Annotated in this window: 14 protein-coding genes; 8 read left to right on the top strand and 6 right to left on the bottom strand. The window is 61.4% G+C overall.

What is annotated here, in order from left to right; translation table 11 throughout:
• Window positions 1-53: 53 nt before the first annotated feature.
• Window positions 54-986 (bottom strand): proline iminopeptidase-family hydrolase, encoded by a 933-nt coding sequence (locus tag RGV33_RS09315; protein WP_322144016.1) that lies wholly within the window; start codon window positions 984-986, stop codon window positions 54-56.
• Window positions 987-1,080: 94 nt separating this feature from the next.
• Window positions 1,081-1,845, bottom strand: coding sequence for a LuxR family transcriptional regulator (locus RGV33_RS09320; protein ID WP_322148644.1), 765 nt, complete (start codon window positions 1,843-1,845; stop codon window positions 1,081-1,083).
• A gap of 182 nt (window positions 1,846-2,027) precedes the next feature.
• On the opposite strand from RGV33_RS09320, the gene RGV33_RS09325 reads away from it, so the two are divergent.
• From RGV33_RS09325 to RGV33_RS09350, 6 genes are read left to right on the top strand one after another with little or no spacing between them, the layout of a single operon-like run.
• A complete protein-coding gene (locus RGV33_RS09325; RefSeq protein WP_322144017.1) occupies window positions 2,028-2,915 on the top strand; it encodes a proline iminopeptidase-family hydrolase in 888 nt (295 codons plus the stop codon).
• Window positions 2,916-2,918: 3 nt separating this feature from the next.
• Entirely contained in the window at window positions 2,919-3,866 is a 948-nt protein-coding gene (locus tag RGV33_RS09330; protein ID WP_322144018.1) for an ABC transporter permease, read from the top strand.
• Window positions 3,863-4,720, top strand: coding sequence for an ABC transporter permease (locus tag RGV33_RS09335; protein ID WP_322144019.1), 858 nt, complete (start codon window positions 3,863-3,865; stop codon window positions 4,718-4,720). Before RGV33_RS09330 ends, RGV33_RS09335 begins: the two co-directional genes overlap by 4 nt.
• The gene (locus tag RGV33_RS09340; protein ID WP_322144020.1) at window positions 4,717-5,673 is read left to right on the top strand and encodes an ABC transporter ATP-binding protein; all 957 of its coding nucleotides are present in this window, start codon (window positions 4,717-4,719) and stop codon (window positions 5,671-5,673) included. Before RGV33_RS09335 ends, RGV33_RS09340 begins: the two co-directional genes overlap by 4 nt.
• Window positions 5,670-6,641 (top strand): ABC transporter ATP-binding protein, encoded by a 972-nt coding sequence (locus RGV33_RS09345; RefSeq protein WP_322144021.1) that lies wholly within the window; start codon window positions 5,670-5,672, stop codon window positions 6,639-6,641. Before RGV33_RS09340 ends, RGV33_RS09345 begins: the two co-directional genes overlap by 4 nt.
• 51 nt (window positions 6,642-6,692) lie before the next feature.
• Entirely contained in the window at window positions 6,693-8,207 is a 1,515-nt protein-coding gene (locus tag RGV33_RS09350) for an ABC transporter substrate-binding protein (protein ID WP_322144022.1), read from the top strand.
• Between the two features lie 462 nt (window positions 8,208-8,669).
• On the opposite strand, the gene RGV33_RS09355 is transcribed toward RGV33_RS09350, so the two are convergent.
• The 4 genes from RGV33_RS09355 to RGV33_RS09370 all read right to left on the bottom strand — a co-directional run bounded on the left by RGV33_RS09355 (window position 8,670) and on the right by RGV33_RS09370 (window position 12,369).
• On the bottom strand, window positions 8,670-9,410 hold the full coding sequence (locus RGV33_RS09355; RefSeq protein WP_322144023.1) for a YciK family oxidoreductase: 741 nt from the start codon (window positions 9,408-9,410) through the stop codon (window positions 8,670-8,672).
• Between the two features lie 189 nt (window positions 9,411-9,599).
• Complete coding sequence (gene mupP / locus RGV33_RS09360; protein WP_322144024.1) at window positions 9,600-10,271, bottom strand: N-acetylmuramic acid 6-phosphate phosphatase MupP; 672 nt, start codon at window positions 10,269-10,271, stop codon at window positions 9,600-9,602.
• A gap of 4 nt (window positions 10,272-10,275) precedes the next feature.
• On the bottom strand, window positions 10,276-10,974 hold the full coding sequence (ubiG, locus tag RGV33_RS09365; protein WP_322144025.1) for a bifunctional 2-polyprenyl-6-hydroxyphenol methylase/3-demethylubiquinol 3-O-methyltransferase UbiG: 699 nt from the start codon (window positions 10,972-10,974) through the stop codon (window positions 10,276-10,278).
• Between the two features lie 63 nt (window positions 10,975-11,037).
• Window positions 11,038-12,369: a TRZ/ATZ family hydrolase gene (locus RGV33_RS09370; protein WP_322144026.1), complete on the bottom strand. Its 1,332-nt coding sequence runs from the start codon at window positions 12,367-12,369 to the stop codon at window positions 11,038-11,040.
• 108 nt (window positions 12,370-12,477) lie between these two features.
• Between RGV33_RS09370 and mtnA the strand changes: the two genes are divergently transcribed.
• On the top strand, window positions 12,478-13,554 hold the full coding sequence (gene mtnA / locus RGV33_RS09375; RefSeq protein ID WP_322144027.1) for an S-methyl-5-thioribose-1-phosphate isomerase: 1,077 nt from the start codon (window positions 12,478-12,480) through the stop codon (window positions 13,552-13,554).
• Window positions 13,555-13,857: 303 nt separating this feature from the next.
• Complete coding sequence (gene gyrA, locus RGV33_RS09380; protein WP_322144028.1) at window positions 13,858-16,512, top strand: DNA gyrase subunit A; 2,655 nt, start codon at window positions 13,858-13,860, stop codon at window positions 16,510-16,512.
• Window positions 16,513-16,656 lie beyond the last annotated feature (144 nt).

Here is a 16,656-nt window from a genome sequence, read left to right on the forward strand (position 1 = left end):
ATCTGACACACCGCTACGCAGCCTCGCCAAGGCTCGACAGCTGCTACGGCTGGTTAGCCAGTCTTGAGTGCTTTGTGGGGCACGGAACAAGCCTCATCCAAAAACTGCACCACCGTGCCCATGCACGCCTGCCGCTCTTCAACATGGGGCATGTGGCTGGAGTCTTCGAACAGCGCCCAGCGCACATCGGCAATTTCATCCAGGAACGGCTTGACCACCAACGGGGTGGCCTCGTCATGCCGACCGGAAATCACCAGGGTTGGTACATTGACCTTCGACAGCCGGCCAATCACGTTCCAGTCTTTCAAACTGCCAATCACATGGAATTCGGTCGGGCCGCTCATGGCGTGATACACCGTGGGGTCTGCATCCACCTGGGCAAATGTGCGGGCGACTTCTTCCGGCCACGGATTGACCCGGCACACGTGCTGGTCATAGAAAATCCGCGAAGCGACCAGGTATTCAGGGTCTTGATAGGTGCCGGCCTGTTCGTGCTTGAGCAGGGTTTCGTGCACGCCTTCAGGCAATAATTTGCGCAGGCGGTTGGCTTCGCTGACCCAGGTACGCATGCAGGTTGGCGAGTTGGCCGGGATAAACGCACGCAAGCCCTCAGGTTGCAGGATCGCGTGCTCGCTGCCAAGCATGCCGCCCCAGGATTGCCCCAGGATGGCGTAGTTGTTGCTGATTTGCAGGTGGTCCAGCAGGTTGTCCAGTTCTTCCAAAAACAAGCCTACGGTCCAGAACGACGGGTCTTTGTCTGGCAGGTGCGTGGAGCGGCCGTTGCCCAGTTGGTCGTAGTGAATGACCGCGTGGCCACTGGCCGCAACGTCCTTGTAGGCGTCGACATAATCATGGGTACAACCCGGGCCGCCATGCAGGATGACCAGCGGCGTGAGGCCACTGTGCAGGTCGCCGGTTACCCGATACCAGGTTTGGTAGTCGCGAAAGGCCGCATAGCCTTCGCGGATTGTTTCGATGAATTCCATTTCGTGCCCTGCCCTGAGAAAAAGTGATCAGGTACACGATAGCCGGCACGCAACGTTTAAGTAACTAGCAAAACAGCTAGGTTTTTCCTTCGGATCAGTCTTCCAGTAGCCGGTAGTGGGTGGCGCGTACCACCGCTTGAACCCGGTTTTTGGCCCCCAGCTTGTGCATGGCTGACGCCAGGTGCAGGGTGACGACGGCCAGGGAACGGCTCAATTGCGTGGCAATATCGGCGGCGGTCAGACCGTCGGCGGCCCATTTGAGGCATTCGCGCTCACGTTTGGTCAGGCGGATATGCGGGTAGGAGCGCAGTTCCTTGCTGAATAGCGGGTAGGCAGCTTCCTGCAAGGCATGGGTGATCAGGCTGAATTCCGACAAGGTATGGCGGGCATCCTGTAATACCGTGCTGGCCTTGCCGGTACGCAAGCCGGTCAGTGAAGCGAAGCCGCCCCGGGGCAAGTGGATCGGTACGCTGACGCCGCAGGTCATCTGCCGGTCGTGCAGGTAGCTCGAAACGGGGGCGTGGCAGGGGTCGATGATCTTTTGCAGCGCGGTGTCGGCCTTGGCCTCGTAGGACCAGACAAACGGAGAAACCGTAGACAGCGCCAGGTGTTGCACCGGGTCAATCTGATAAAACCCGGCGCTGCACCACAAGTTGTACCAGTCGGGCGGCGTATTGCGCAGTTGCAGCACAGACGGGGTAATCAGTGCACCATTATGGTCAATGGGAACGGGGGTGTAATCGTAGACCAACGCATCGAAACCCAGGTGCTGGGCCAATACGAGGGTGTTGTCCATCTGTTCATCCAGGCTCCTGCCGGGGATGAGACGGTCATTAAATGCAGTTAGCCTGGCCAGCATCCGTTCTGCTCCCGAATTCATTTGAATCTCGTCTTGCTGCAAGTAGAATGCCACGCCCCGGCGAAGGACTGCCAGACCAAACCTATAAGAATTACCAGGTTATGGACGCGCGGCATCCTCGGTAGTGTTGGCCTCTAAACGGCCACTCTCCACAGGGCCGACACACAACAAGGAATGTATGCATGTGGCGTGAAATTGCCCCCGACCAGCAGTACAACGTGCAAGTCGACGGCCACAACCTCGTGGCCTACAGCTTTGGCGAAGGCGATGAGGTGCTGCTGTGTCTCAATGGCGGCCCAGGGCTGCCTTGCGACTACTTGCGCGATGCTCATGGCTGGCTCAAGGAAAACGGCTTGCGAGTGGTTGCATTCGACCAGCTTGGCACCGGCGCATCAGCCAGGCCGACCGATGTTTCGCTGTGGGAAATCAGCCGATATGTCGAAGAAGTCGAAACCGTGCGCCAGGCCCTTGGCCTGGGTCGCGTGCACCTGCTGGGGCATTCGTGGGGCGGATGGCTGGGCATCGAATACGCCATTCACTACCCCGACGCGCTGAAAAGCCTGATCCTGGAAAACACCGTCGGCGACATTCCGCACCTGTCCCTGGAGCTGGAGCGCCTGCGCGGCGCCCTGGGCAGCGAAACCGTGGCGATGATGCAACGCCACGAAGCCATGGGCACCCTCGACCACCCGCAGTACCAGGCCGCCATCACCTTGCTCAACTACCGTCATGTCTGCCGCCTGGACGAGTGGCCGGCGCCGGTCCAGCGCTCCCTCGGCGACTGGAACATGGGGCCTTACGAAACCATGCAGGGCCCCAACGAATTCCTCTACATCGGCAACCTCAAGGACTGGAACCGCATCCCCGAGATGGCCGAGTTCAAGATGCCGATACTGATCACCACCGGCCAGCACGACGAACTCACCCCGGCCTGCGCCATGCGCATGAAAAGCGCAGCCAGGCATGCCGAGCTGCACGTGTTCCCCAACAGCAGCCATATGCCGTTTTACGAGGAGCCGCAGGCTTACTTCCCGGTGCTGCTGGACTTCCTTGCTCGTCACCGAGGCTGACGGATGAACCTGGCGCGTTACCGTTTCGTGCTGTCCCGGCCGCTGCAATTGCTGCCGGTGCTGTTTGGCATCAGCCTGATCACCTTTGTGCTGGTGCGCTCGATTCCCGGCGACCCGGCGCGGGCCCTGCTGGGTTCGCGCAGCACCCCGGATGCGTTGCTGAAGATCCGCGCCCAGTACGGCCTCGACCAACCACTGTGGCTGCAATATTTCTACTTCCTGAAAAACCTGCTCAAGGGCGATCTTGGCCAGTCGCTGCTGTACAAGGTCGACGCATTGAAGCTGATCGTCACCCGCATCGAGCCGACCCTGTTCCTGGTGCTGGGCAGTGTGCTGCTGGCGCTATTGATCGCGGTGCCGCTGGCCACCGTGGCCGCACGTAATAAAGGCGGCTGGGCGGATAACCTGGTCCGTCTGTTCACCACCGTCGGCCTGGGCATGCCGGCGTTCTGGCTGGGCTTGATGCTGATCCTGTTGTTCAGCGTGCAATGGGGCCTGTTCCCGGTCTCCGGTTATGGGCGCACCTGGCTGGACAAGGCGCACCACATGCTCCTCCCGTGCCTGACCATCGCCCTCGCGTTATCGGCGGTGCTGGTGCGCAACCTGCGGGCGAGCATGTTGATGGAATTGCAGGCCGACCACGTGACCGCTGCCCGGGCGCGGGGTTTGTCGGAGGCCGCTGTATTTCGTCGCCACGTGCTGCCCAATTCCCTGGTGCCGGCGGTCAACCTGTTGGCGGTGAACATTGGCTGGCTGATCAGCGGCACAGTGGTGATCGAAAGCCTGTTCGCGATTCCCGGCATCGGCCAGTTGCTGGTGCGCGGCATCTTCACCCGCGACTACATGGTGGTGCAGGGCGTGGCGATGGTGCTGGCCTGCGCAACCGTGCTGGTCAACTTTTTCGCCGACGTGGTGACGGTAGCGCTGGACCCGCGAGTGAAGATGCAATGAGCACGCGCCCATTGATTGCCCCGTGGCGCTTGCGCCTGCGCTTTGGATTTCGCAACGGCCGACTGACTGCGGCCTGGGGCCTGTTGATTCTGCTGATATGGCTGGCGCTGGCGCTGTTCGCCCCGTGGGTCGCACCCTTTGATCCGATTGCGCAAAACACCGACATCAGTTTATTGGGCCCCAGCCTGGCCCATCCATTTGGTACGGACAACTACGGCCGCGACATTCTTTCGAGGGTGATCTGGGGCGCCCGCATCGACCTGCAACTGGCGGTGGTCGGGGTGATCTTTCCATTCCTGATCGGCACCTTTGTCGGCGCGGTGTCCGGTTATATCGGCGGGCGTTTCGACAGCTTCTGCATGCGGGTCATCGACGTGATTCTCGCGTTTCCGTTCCTGGTGCTGATGCTGGCGATCATGGCCATCCTCGGCCCGGGCTTGAAGAGCTTCTATATCGCCATGGCGCTGGTGGGCTGGGTGTCTTACGCGCGGCTGATTCGTTCGCAAATCCTGGTACTCAAGGAAAGCGACTTCGCCCTGGCCGCCAAAAGCCTGGGTTTTGGCCATGGGCGCATTCTGTTCCGGCATTTGTTGCCCAACGCGATGTTCGGCTCGATTGTGTTCTCGATGTCTGACGCGGTGCTGGTGCTGCTCAACGGCGCGGCGGTCAGCTACCTCGGCCTGGGTGTACAGCCGCCGACCGCCGAGTGGGGCACCATGGTCGCCGAAGGCCAGGCATTTATCACCACGGCCTGGTGGATTTGCACCTTCCCGGGCCTGGCCATCGTGACCCTGGCCATGGGCTTCAGCCTGCTGGCCGATGGTGTGGCGCACGTGTTGGGGGATCGCTCATGAGCCTGTTACAGGTGCGAGACCTGAGCGTGATCGCCAATAACACCGGGCGCGACGTGACGTTGGTGGACCGGGTGTCTTTCGACCTGGCCGAAGGTGAGATCCTCGGCCTGGTAGGTGAAAGCGGTTCGGGCAAGACCATGGCCTGTCGCGGGCTGATGCGGTTGCTGCCGTCCGTAAGCTTGCGGGTGCAGGGTGGCTCGGTACGCTTGGCGGGCCAGGAGCTTCTAAAGCTGGATGATGCCGGCATGCGCGCGGTGCGCGGCGGGCAACTCGGGATGATTTTCCAGAACCCCAGCAGCCACCTCGACCCGCTGATGCGCATTGGCGATCAGATCGCCGAAGGCATCCGCCTGCACCAGGGCGCGTCGAAAAAGGAGGCGCGCCGGCAAGCCATCGAGGTGTTGCGCCAGGTTGGCATTCCCGATCCCACAGCGCGTGTCGACAATTATCCCCATGAGTTTTCCGGCGGCATGCGCCAGCGGGCGATGATCGCTGTGGCCCTGGGTTGCAACCCCCACGTGCTGATCGCCGACGAGCCGACCACCGCCCTCGACGTCACCGTGCAGGCCCAGATCCTGCGCCTGTTGCTGGACCTGCGGGACCAGCGCGGCCTGTCGATCATCATGATCACCCACGACCTGGGCGTGGTGGCGCAAACCTGTGACTCCATTGCCGTGATGTACGCCGGCCGCCTGTGCGAGCACGGCAGCAAATACGAGCTGCTGGCGCATCCGCAACACCCGTACACCGCCGGCCTCATCGAGTGCCAGCCCGCCACCAGCAGCGGCCACGCCTTGTTGCGCACCATCGCCGGGCAACCGCCGTTGCTCGATGCATTGCCCAAAGGCTGCCGGTTCAACCCGCGTTGCCCGCAGGTCGGCCCCTTGTGCACCGAACTGTTGCCGGAAGGCGCACGGGTTGCCTGCCACTATCCCTTGGGAGTTCGCCCATGACGTTGCTACAGGTGAATGACCTTGAGGTGCGTTTCGCCGCCGCCGGCAGCGGCCTGTTCGGCCTGAATAAACAGTGGGTGAGGGCGGTCAACGGGGTATCGATAACCCTGGGCGCCGGTGAAACCCTCGGTTTGGTGGGTGAGTCCGGCAGCGGCAAAAGCACGCTGGGGCGGGCGATCCTGCACCTCAACCCGATCAGCGCCGGGCAGGTGGTGTTCGACGGCATCGACATGGCCCACGCCGGGCCGGTCGACATCGCGCGTTTGCGGCACGAGACGGCAATGATCTTCCAGGATCCCTACGCCGCCCTGAACCCGCGCCTTACCGTCGGCGAAACGATTGCCGAAGTCCTGCGGGTGCAGCGCAAGGTGCCGTCAGAACATATCCCGCGCCGGGTCGACGAGTTACTCGACCTGGTAGGCCTGCGCCCCGAACTCGCCAGCCGCAAGCCCGGCTCCCTCAGCGGTGGCCAGTGCCAGCGCGTCGGCATCGCCCGGGCGCTGGCGGTTGAGCCCCGGCTGATCATCGCCGATGAATGCGTAGCCGCCTTGGACGTGTCGATCCAGGGCCAAATCATCAACCTGCTGCTGGAACTGCAACAGCGCATGAACCTGGCGATCCTGTTTATCGCCCACGATCTGGCCATCGTCCGCCGCCTGTGCGACCGAGTGGCGGTGATGTACCTGGGGAAAATCGTCGAGGAAGGCCCGGTGGAAGCGGTCTTCATGGCCCCGCGCCACCCGTATACGGCAGCGTTGATCCAGGCGATTCCGGAGATTGACCCGTACCGCCCGCTGCCCAGCGAACCGTTGCCGGGTGAGCCGCCGAGCCCGCTGAAATTGCCCAATGGTTGCGCCTTTCACCCGCGTTGCCGGTATGCACGAACCGTGTGTGCCGAGGCATTGCCGCCGACTCAGTTTGTGCAAACGCATCGGTACAGTTGCGTGCTTGAAGAACCTTTGCTTTGAACCCTTCCTGCCGATCATGAACAACCGCCGTTATAGACAAGGAGTTATGACATGCAATCCCGTCACTTGAAGTTGCTCGCCGCCGCCACACTCACCGCGTGGTCGCTGACCGCGGGTATCGCCCAGGCTGCTGGTGTACTCACCATCGGCTGCCGCGAAGACAGCACCACCTTTGACCCGATCAAAAGCGCGCAGAACCGCGATACCTGGGTGTTCGCCAACGTCTACGACACCCTGGTGCGCGTGGATAACCTGGGCACCAGGATGGAGCCGGGGCTGGCAGAAAGCTGGGACATTTCCAAGGACGGCCTGACGTACACCTTCAAACTGCGTACCGCGAAGTTCTCGGATGGCTCGCCGATCACCGCAGACGACGCCGCGTTCAGCCTGTTGCGCATCCGCGACAACAAGGCCTCGCTGTGGAGCGACCCGTTCAGCCTGATCAACACCGCCAAGGCCAGCGACCCGCAAACCCTGGTGGTGACGCTGAAAACTCCAGCGGTGGCCTTCCTCTCGCAACTCGCCTCGCCGACCGTATCGATCCTGTCGGAAAAGGCCATGACCAAAATGGGCGAGGATGCCTACTCGGAAAACCCGGTGACCTCCGGCGCGTTTACCGTGGACGAGTGGCGCAAAGGGGACCGGGTGATTTTGAAGAAGAACCCGAACTTCTGGCAGGCCGGCAAGGTGAGCCTGGATGGCGTGGAGTGGGTGTCGGTGACCGACGACAATACGCGCATGCGCATGGTGCAGAACAACGAACTGGACACGGCGATCTTCGTGCCGTTCTCCCGGGTTGAAGAGCTGAAAAAAGACAAGAACGTGGTGGTCCATTCCGACCCGTCGACCCGTGAGGATCACCTGCTGATCAACCACGCTCACGGCCTGCTGGCCAAGCCGCAAGTGCGCCAGGCGCTGGACATGGCCATCGATAAACAATCGCTGGTGAAAACCGCCACCTTCGGCCAAGGCACCGTGGCTTATTCCTACATTCCAAAAGGCTCGCTGTACCACTACGCGAACAACCTGCAGCGTCCGTATGACCCCACCGAAGCCAAGAAACTGTTGGCCGCTGCCGGTGCCCAGGACTTGAAACTCAACTACGTGGTCAACGCCGGCAACGAAGCCGACGAGCAGATTGCGGTGATGATCAAGGACCAGTTGGCCAAGGTCGGCGTCACGGCCAACCTGCAAAAGGTCGACCCGACTCAAAGCTGGCAGATGCTGGTGGACGGCGACTACGATATTTCGGTGATGTACTGGACCAACGACATCCTCGACCCGGACCAGAAGACCACCTTCGTCTTGGGCCACGACACCAACCAGAACTACATGACCCGTTACAAGAACGACAAGGTCAAGGACCTGGTGGCGGCCGCGCGGATCGAGGCCGACCCGGTCAAGCGTGAGCAGATGTACGTCGACCTGCAGAAAATGGCGAAACAGGATGTGAATTGGATCGACCTGTACTACAGCCCGTACATCAACATCTCACGCAAGAACGTCAGCAACTTCCTGCAAAACCCGTTGGGGCGCTTCACGCTTGAGGACGTGGTGAAAAACTAAGCGTTGTAAACCCAATGTGGGGCCAGCCCTTTAATGTGGGGCCAGCCCTTTAATGTGTGGCCAGCCCTTTTGTGGTGAGCGGGCTTGCCCCGCGCTGGGCTGCGAAGCAGCCCTGAAGCCGGTCACATCATTCTGTCTGAAAGCATGCGGTGTCTTTATTGGGGCTGCTTCGCAGCCCAGCGCGGGGCAAGCCCGCTCACCACGAAAGCCAGTGTTTGTTATTGCGCGTCAAACGCCTGCCCGTTGATACCGGTACTGTCGTAAACCCAATGTGGGGCCAGCCCTTTAATGTGTGGCCAGCCCTTTTGTGGTGAGCGGGCTTGCCCCGCGCTGGGCTGCGAAGCAGCCCTGAAGCCGGTCACCTCATTCTGTCTGACTGTCTGAAAGCATGCGGTGTCTTTATTGGGGCTGCTTCGCAGCCCAGCGCGGGGCAAGCCCGCTCACCACGAAAGCCAGTGTTTGTTATTGCGCGTCAAATGCCTGCCCGTTGATACCGGTACTGTCAGGGCCCATCAGGTACAGGTACACCGGCATGATTTCTTCCGGTGTCGGGTTATCGGCGGGGTTCTCGCCTGGATACGCCTGGGCCCGCATGCTGGTGCGGGTAGCGCCCGGGTTGATGCTGTTGGCGCGCACCGGTGCGACGTTATCCAGCTCGTCCGCCAGGGTTTGCATCAGGCCTTCGGTAGCAAACTTCGACACCCCGTACGCACCCCAATAAGCACGGCCCTTGCGGCCCACGCTGCTGGAGGTGAACACCACCGACGCATCCTGTGACAGCTTGAGCAGCGGTAACAATGTGCTGGTCAGCATGAACATCGCGTTGACGTTCACGTGCATCACCCGCATGAAGTTCTCACCCGACAACTGTTCGATCGGCGTGCGCGGGCCGATGATCGAAGCGTTGTGCAGCAGGCCGTCGAGGTGGCCGAATGCCTTTTCGATCATCGCTGCCAACTCATCGTATTGATGGGGCAGGGCGGTTTCCAGGTTGAACGGGATCACCACGGGCTGTGGCTGGCCGGCGGCTTCGATTTCGTCATAGACCTGCGCCAGGTTGGCTTCGGTCTTGCCCAGCAACAGCACGGTGGCGCCATGGGCGGCATAGGTTTTTGCCGCCGCTGCGCCGATCCCGCGACCGGCGCCGGTGACCAGGATGACCCGGCCCTTGAGCAGTTCTGGACGTGCGGAGTAATCAAACATAAACAACCTCGACAAAGTTCACAGAAAATCCATGTGATTGATTGCGGCTAAGGCTGGCTAAGGCTTCTGTGGCGAGGGAGCTTGCTCCCGTTGGGTTGCGAAGCAGCCCCGGTTTTTCGCGACTGCTGCGCAGTCGAACGGGAGCAAGCTCTCTCGCCACAAAGTTGCATCAGCCTCAAGCATTCCCGATCAGCAGCTGCACAGCGCGCTATCCAGCACTTTGCGCAGTTCCAGCGGGTGATCCACCACCACGTCCGCACCCCAGTTACGCGGGTTGTCGTCCGGGTGGATATAGCCGTAGGTGACTGCGGCGGTCCGGGTGCCGGCGTCGCGGCCCGACTCGATGTCCCGCAGGTCATCACCTACGAACAACACGCTGGCCGGGTCCAGGTCGAGCATCTTGCACGCCAGGATCAACGGTTCCGGGTCCGGCTTGCTGTTCTTCACGTGGTCCGGGCAGATCAGCAGCGCAGAGCGTTGCGCCAGGCCCAGTTGCTGCATGATCGGTTCGGCAAAGCGCAGTGGCTTGTTGGTGACCACGCCCCACACCAGCCTGGATTTCTCGATATCTACCAGCAGCTCTTCCATGCCGTCGAACAGCTTGCTGTGGATCGCACAACCCTTGAGGTAACGCTCCAGGAACTCCTGGCGCAGTTCTTCAAAGCCTGGGGACTCGGGGTCCATCGAAAAAGTCACGGCGACCATTGCCCGGGCGCCGCCGGAGATTTCATCGCGGATGTGCTGGTCGTTTATCGGCGCCAGGCCGCGGTCAGCCCGCATGGCCTGGCAGATGGCGATAAAGTCTGGCGCGGTGTCCAGCAGGGTACCGTCCATGTCGAAAAGAACCGCTTGCAACTTCACAGGCTTACTCCTCGCGCAGGGTCTGGATCATGTAGTTGACGTCAACGTCGCTGGCCAGCTTGTAGTGCTTGGTCAGCGGGTTGTAGGTCAAACCGATGATGTCCTTGACGGTCAGCCCGGCCTGGCGGCTCCAGGCACCCAGCTCGGAAGGGCGGATGAATTTCTTGAAGTCATGGGTGCCGCGCGGCAGCAGCTTCATGATGTATTCGGCGCCGATGATCGCGAACAGGTAGGCCTTGGGGTTGCGGTTGATGGTGGAGAAGAACACCTGGCCGCCGGGCTTGACCATGCTAAAGCAGGCGCGGATCACCGAGGACGGGTCGGGCACGTGCTCGAGCATTTCCAGGCAAGTGACCACGTCGAACTGGCCGGGCATTTCTTCGGCCAGGTCTTCGGCGGTGATCTGCCGGTATTCGACGTTCACGCCCGACTCCAGCTGGTGCAGCTGGGCCACGGCCAGTGGCGCCTCGCCCATGTCGATGCCCATCACGGTGGCGCCGCGCTGGGCCATGGATTCGCTGAGAATCCCGCCGCCGCAACCCACGTCCAGTACCTTCTTGCCGGCCAGGTTGACGCGCTCGTCAATCCAGTTGACCCGCAGCGGGTTGATGTCATGCAGGGGTTTGAACTCGCTTTCGCGGTCCCACCAGCGATGGGCGAGGGCTTCGAATTTGGCGATTTCAGCGTGGTCGACGTTGCTCATGGGGAATCCTCTAAATCTGATAAAACGTTTTGCCGGTCCTGGCATGCACTGCCAGGGCGGGCGTTATTCGGTGTGTCCGCTGATGCGCTGGCCCCAGGCGATGGCCGTGGCGCACAACTGTTGTTCATCCAGGCGGGTCAGTTGCCGGTCGTCGAGCAATTGCTTGCCGCCGACCCAAAGGTGTTTCACACAATCACGTCCGGTGGCATATATAAGCTGTGAGACCGGATCGTAGATCGGTTGTTGCGCCAGGCCCGACAAGTCAAAGGCCACGAGGTCGGCAGCCTTGCCGACTTCCAGCGAGCCGATTTGACTTTCCAGGCCCATGGCCCGGGCGCCGTTGAGGGTGGCCATGCGCAATGCGCGATGGGCATCCAGGGCGGTGGCCGAGCCAGCGACGGCCTTGGCCAGCAACGCGGCGGTGCGGGTTTCGCCCAGCAGGTCGAGGTCATTGTTACTGGCGGCGCCGTCGGTGCCTACTGCCACATTGACGCCGGCTTGCCACAGGCGCTCTACCGGGCAGAAGCCGCTGGCCAGTTTCAGGTTGGATTCCGGGCAGTGGATCACGCTGGTATTACTTTCTACCAGTAAAGCCAGGTCGTCATCGCTGATTTGGGTCATGTGAACGGCCTGGAAGCGCGGCCCCAGCAAGCCGAGGCGGCCAAGCCGTGCCAGCGGGCGCTCACCGTGCTGCTCAACGGACTGCTGCACTTCGAAGGCGGTTTCATGTACGTGCATGTGGATCGAGGCGTCCAGCTCCTCGGCAATCACCCGGATTTTTTCCAGGTTTTCGTCGCACACGGTGTACGGCGCGTGGGGGCCGAAGGTGATTTTGATCCGCGGGTGATGCTTGAGGTCGCCGAACAGCTCGACGCCCTGGCGAATCGCCTCGTCGGCGTCAGCGGCACCAGGAATCGGGAAATCCAGGATCGGGATGGCGATTTGTGCACGCATGCCACTGTTGTGCACGCGTTCGCTGGCGACTTTCGGGAAGAAGTACATGTCCGAGAAACACGTGATGCCGCCCTTTATCTGTTCGGCGATCGCCAGGTCCGTGCCGTCGCGCACGAAGGCCTCGTCGACCCACTTGGCCTCGGCGGGCCAGATGTGGTTTTCCAGCCAGGTCATCAGCGGCAGGTCGTCGGCCAGGCCGCGAAACAGTGTCATGGCCGCGTGGCCGTGGGCGTTGATCAGGCCGGGGCTGAGGAGCATGCCCGGCAGCTCGCGCACTTCGCTCGCTGCGAGCTTCAAGGCCGCGGCGCGTGGGCCGATAAACGCAATGCGCCCGTCACGAATGCCCAGGCCGTGCTCCTTGAGCACCACGCCGGCAGGCTCGACAGGTACCAGCCAGGTGGGCAGCAGTAATAAGTCGAGCGGGGCGGCAGTCGGTGTCATCGAGGGCAGTTTCCCAGGCATCTATAAAGAACGGCGAAGTATACCCGAGCGTCCTGGCTGGCGGATCGCTATAATCGGCGGCTTTTGTTCATGAGTGCGGGGTGAGGGATGCGCGATCGACTGTTGGCTGCGGAGAAAGTGAAGGCCATCGAGTGGCGTGATGGCGCACTGTACCTGCTCGATCAGCGTGTGTTGCCGTCTGCAGAAACCTGGATGGCCTGCACCAGCGCCGCCGAGGTGGCCGAGGCCATTCGCTCGATGGTGGTGCGCGGTGCGCCGGCCATTGGTATCAGTGCCGCATATGGCCTGGTGCTGGCCGCCCGTGCGCGCATCGCCGAGGGTGATGACTGGCAGGCCTCCTGGGAAGAGGACTACGCGCTGCTGGCGGATACCCGTCCGACGGCGTCGAACCTTTTCTGGGCCATGAAACGCATGCGCGATTGTCTGGATCGCCTCAAGAAACACGCTGACCCGTTGAAGGTGCTGGAGGCCGAGGCGGTGGCGATTCACCAGAGTGATCGTGAAGCCAACCTGACCATGGCGCAGTTGGGGGTGGAACTGATCCGCAAGCACCAGGGCAACGTCCAGGCGATCCTGACCCATGGTAACGCGGGTGCACTGGCCACCGGCGGCGTCGGCACGGCGCTGGGTGTGATTCGCGCAGCATTTCTGGAGGGCATGGTAGAGCGGGTCTACGCCAACGAGACCCGGCCTTGGCTGCAAGGCTCGCGGTTGACGGCCTGGGAGCTGGCCGGCGAGGGAATTCCGGTCACCGTGAATGCCGACTCGGCTGGCGCGCACATTCTCAAGACCAAAGGCGTGACCTGGGTGATTGTCGGCGCCGACTGTATTACGGCCAACGGTGATGTGGTCAGCAAGATCGGCACTTATCAGTTGGCGGTGTGCGCCATGCATCACGGTGTGCGCTTCATGGTGGTGGCGCCCAGTTCCACCATCGACATGATGGCAACCAGTGGTGATGACGTGCCGCTCGAAGAGCGCGACATCCGGGAGCTGCTGGAAGTCGGCGGCACCCGTGTCGCCGCCGACGTAGACGCCTTCAACCCGGTGTTTGACGTGACGCCAGCAGACCTGATTGATGTGATCGTCACCGAAAAAGGCATCGTCGAGCGCCCCGACACGGCGAAGATGGCGCAATTGATGTGCCGTAAACGCCTGCATTAAGGCTATTTGCCCGCAAAAAACGCCTTGGAACCGGCTCTAAGGCCCTCTCGTCGCCGTCAAGCCTGTCATCCGTCAACTTACTATGCTCCATGCTCATCAGGGGGATAGGTGCGTGGCGGCGATTGTGATAACATTCGGCGGTTTCCAGGGTCACCTCAAGGGGTAACCTTTAATGCGCAGATCCGTGTCATAACTCGTTGATTTGTCGTAAGTCGTTGCCAGGCACCATGCCGGTAGCGGCGAGCTTCGTTCGTCCCATATGGATGTGACGAGGTTTCACCCGAAAAAGGAATCAGGCTTCTCATGGGCGAACTGGCCAAAGAAATCCTCCCGGTCAATATCGAAGACGAGCTGAAACAGTCCTACCTCGACTACGCGATGAGCGTAATTGTCGGGCGGGCACTGCCTGATGCGCGCGATGGCTTGAAGCCCGTGCACAGGCGTGTGCTGTTCGCAATGAGCGAGCTGGGTAACGACTGGAACAAGCCGTACAAGAAATCTGCCCGTGTTGTCGGTGACGTGATCGGTAAGTATCACCCTCACGGCGACACTGCGGTGTACGACACCATCGTTCGGATGGCCCAGCCGTTTTCCCTGCGCTACCTGCTGGTAGACGGCCAGGGCAACTTCGGTTCGGTCGACGGCGACAACGCCGCGGCCATGCGATACACCGAAGTGCGCATGACCAAGCTGGCGCACGAGTTGCTGGCTGACCTGCACAAAGAAACCGTGGACTGGGTGCCGAACTACGACGGCACCGAAATGATCCCGGCGGTCATGCCAACCCGTATTCCCAACCTGCTGGTCAACGGCTCCAGCGGTATCGCCGTGGGCATGGCCACCAACATCCCGCCACACAACCTCGGTGAAGTCATCGACGGTTGCCTGGCCCTCATCGACAACCCTGAGTTGACCATCGATGAGCTGATGCAATACATCCCCGGCCCAGACTTCCCGACGGCCGCGATCATCAACGGTCGCGCCGGCATCATCGAAGCCTACCGCACCGGTCGTGGGCGCATTTACATGCGCGCCCGCTCGATGATCGAAGACATCGACAAGGTCGGTGGCCGTCAGCAGATCGTCATCACCGAACTTCCTTACCAGTTGAACAAGGCGCGTCTGATCGAGAAGATCGCCGAGCTGGTTAAAGAGAAGAAGCTGGAAGGCATCACCGAACTGCGCGACGAGTCTGACAAAGACGGTATGCGGGTGGTGATCGAGCTGCGTCGTGGCGAAGTGCCTGAGGTGATCCTCAACAACCTCTACGCCCAGACCCAGCTGCAAAGCGTGTTTGGTATCAACGTAGTAGCACTGATCGACGGCCGCCCGCGCATCCTTAACCTCAAGGACCTGCTGGAAGCCTTCGTACGTCACCGCCGCGAAGTGGTAACCCGCCGTACCGTGTTCGAACTGCGCAAGGCCCGCGAGCGCGGCCACATCCTGGAAGGCCAGGCGGTTGCGCTGTCGAACATCGACCCGGTCATCGCCCTGATCAAGGCCTCGCCGACCCCGTCGGAAGCCAAAGAAGCGCTGATCAAGATGCCGTGGGAATCCAGCGCCGTAGTGGCGATGGTTGAGCGTGCCGGTGCCGATTCGTGCCGTCCGGAGACCCTGGACCCACAATACGGCCTGCGCGACGGCAAGTATTTCCTGTCCCCGGAACAGGCCCAGGCCATCCTGGAGCTGCGTCTGCACCGCCTGACCGGCCTGGAGCACGAAAAACTGCTGGCCGAGTACCAGGAGATTCTCAACCAGATCGGCGAGCTGATCCGCATCCTCAACAGCGCTGTGCGCCTGATGGAAGTGATCCGCGAAGAGCTGGAAGTGATCCGCGCCGAATACGGCGACGTGCGCCGCACCGAGATTCTCGATGCCCGTCTCGACCTGACCCTGGGTGACATGATCCCGGAAGAAGATCGCGTCGTGACCATCTCCCACGGTGGCTATGCCAAGACCCAGCCATTGGCTGCGTACCAGGCCCAGCGTCGTGGCGGTAAAGGCAAATCGGCTACCGGCGTCAAGGATGAGGACTACATCGCTCACCTGCTGGTTGCCAACAGCCACACCACGCTGCTGCTGTTCTCCAGCAAGGGCAAGGTGTACTGGCTGAAAACCTATGAAATCCCGGAAGCCTCCCGCGCCGCCCGTGGTCGTCCGTTGGTCAACCTGCTGCCGCTGGACAGTGATGAATACATCACCACCATGCTGCCGGTAGACGAGTACACCGAAGGTCACTTCATCTTCATGGCAACTGCCATGGGCACCGTGAAGAAGACCCCGCTGGAATCTTTCAGCCGCCAACGCAGCGTGGGCCTCATCGCCCTGGAACTGGACGAAGGCGACGTATTGATCAGCGCGGCCATCACCGATGGCGAGCGTGAAGTCATGCTGTTCTCCGACGGCGGCAAGGTCACGCGCTTTAAGGAATCCGACGTTCGCGCCATGGGCCGTACCGCCCGCGGTGTGCGCGGCATGCGCCTGCCAGAAGGGCAGAAGCTGATTTCGATGCTGATCCCGGAAGAAGGCAGCGAGATCCTCACTGCTTCGGCCCGTGGCTACGGCAAGCGTACCGCTATCAGCGAATTCCCTGAGTACAAGCGTGGCGGCCAAGGCGTTATCGCCATGGTCAGCAACGACCGCAACGGCCGCCTGGTCGGCGCGGTCCAGGTGCTGGATGGCGAGGAAATCATGCTGATTTCCGACCAGGGCACCTTGGTGCGTACCCGAGTTGATGAAGTGTCGAGCCTGGGTCGTAACACCCAGGGTGTGACCTTGATCAAACTGGCCAGCGACGAGACGTTGGTAGGCCTGGAGCGTGTCCAGGAACCATCGGAAGTCGAAGGCGAGGAGCTGGAAGGCGAAGAGGTTGAGGGCGAGGTGATCGCCGGTGGTGATGACGCCGTCGACGAGCCAACACTCGACGCTGCTGCAGACGAAGAAGAACCGCAGGAATAAGCGGACACACAGGGGGCGGATGAAGATTCGCCCCCTTGTTGTTTGTTCCTTATGAAACAACACGTCCTCGGCCTGGACGCGATCAGTGTGGGAGCTGGCTTGCCTGCGATACGGGCGCCTCGGTCATTCAGTGATACCGCGGCG

Source organism: Pseudomonas sp. Bout1 (assembly GCF_034314165.1).
In the GTDB taxonomy this organism is placed as follows: Bacteria; Pseudomonadota; Gammaproteobacteria; order Pseudomonadales; family Pseudomonadaceae; genus Aquipseudomonas.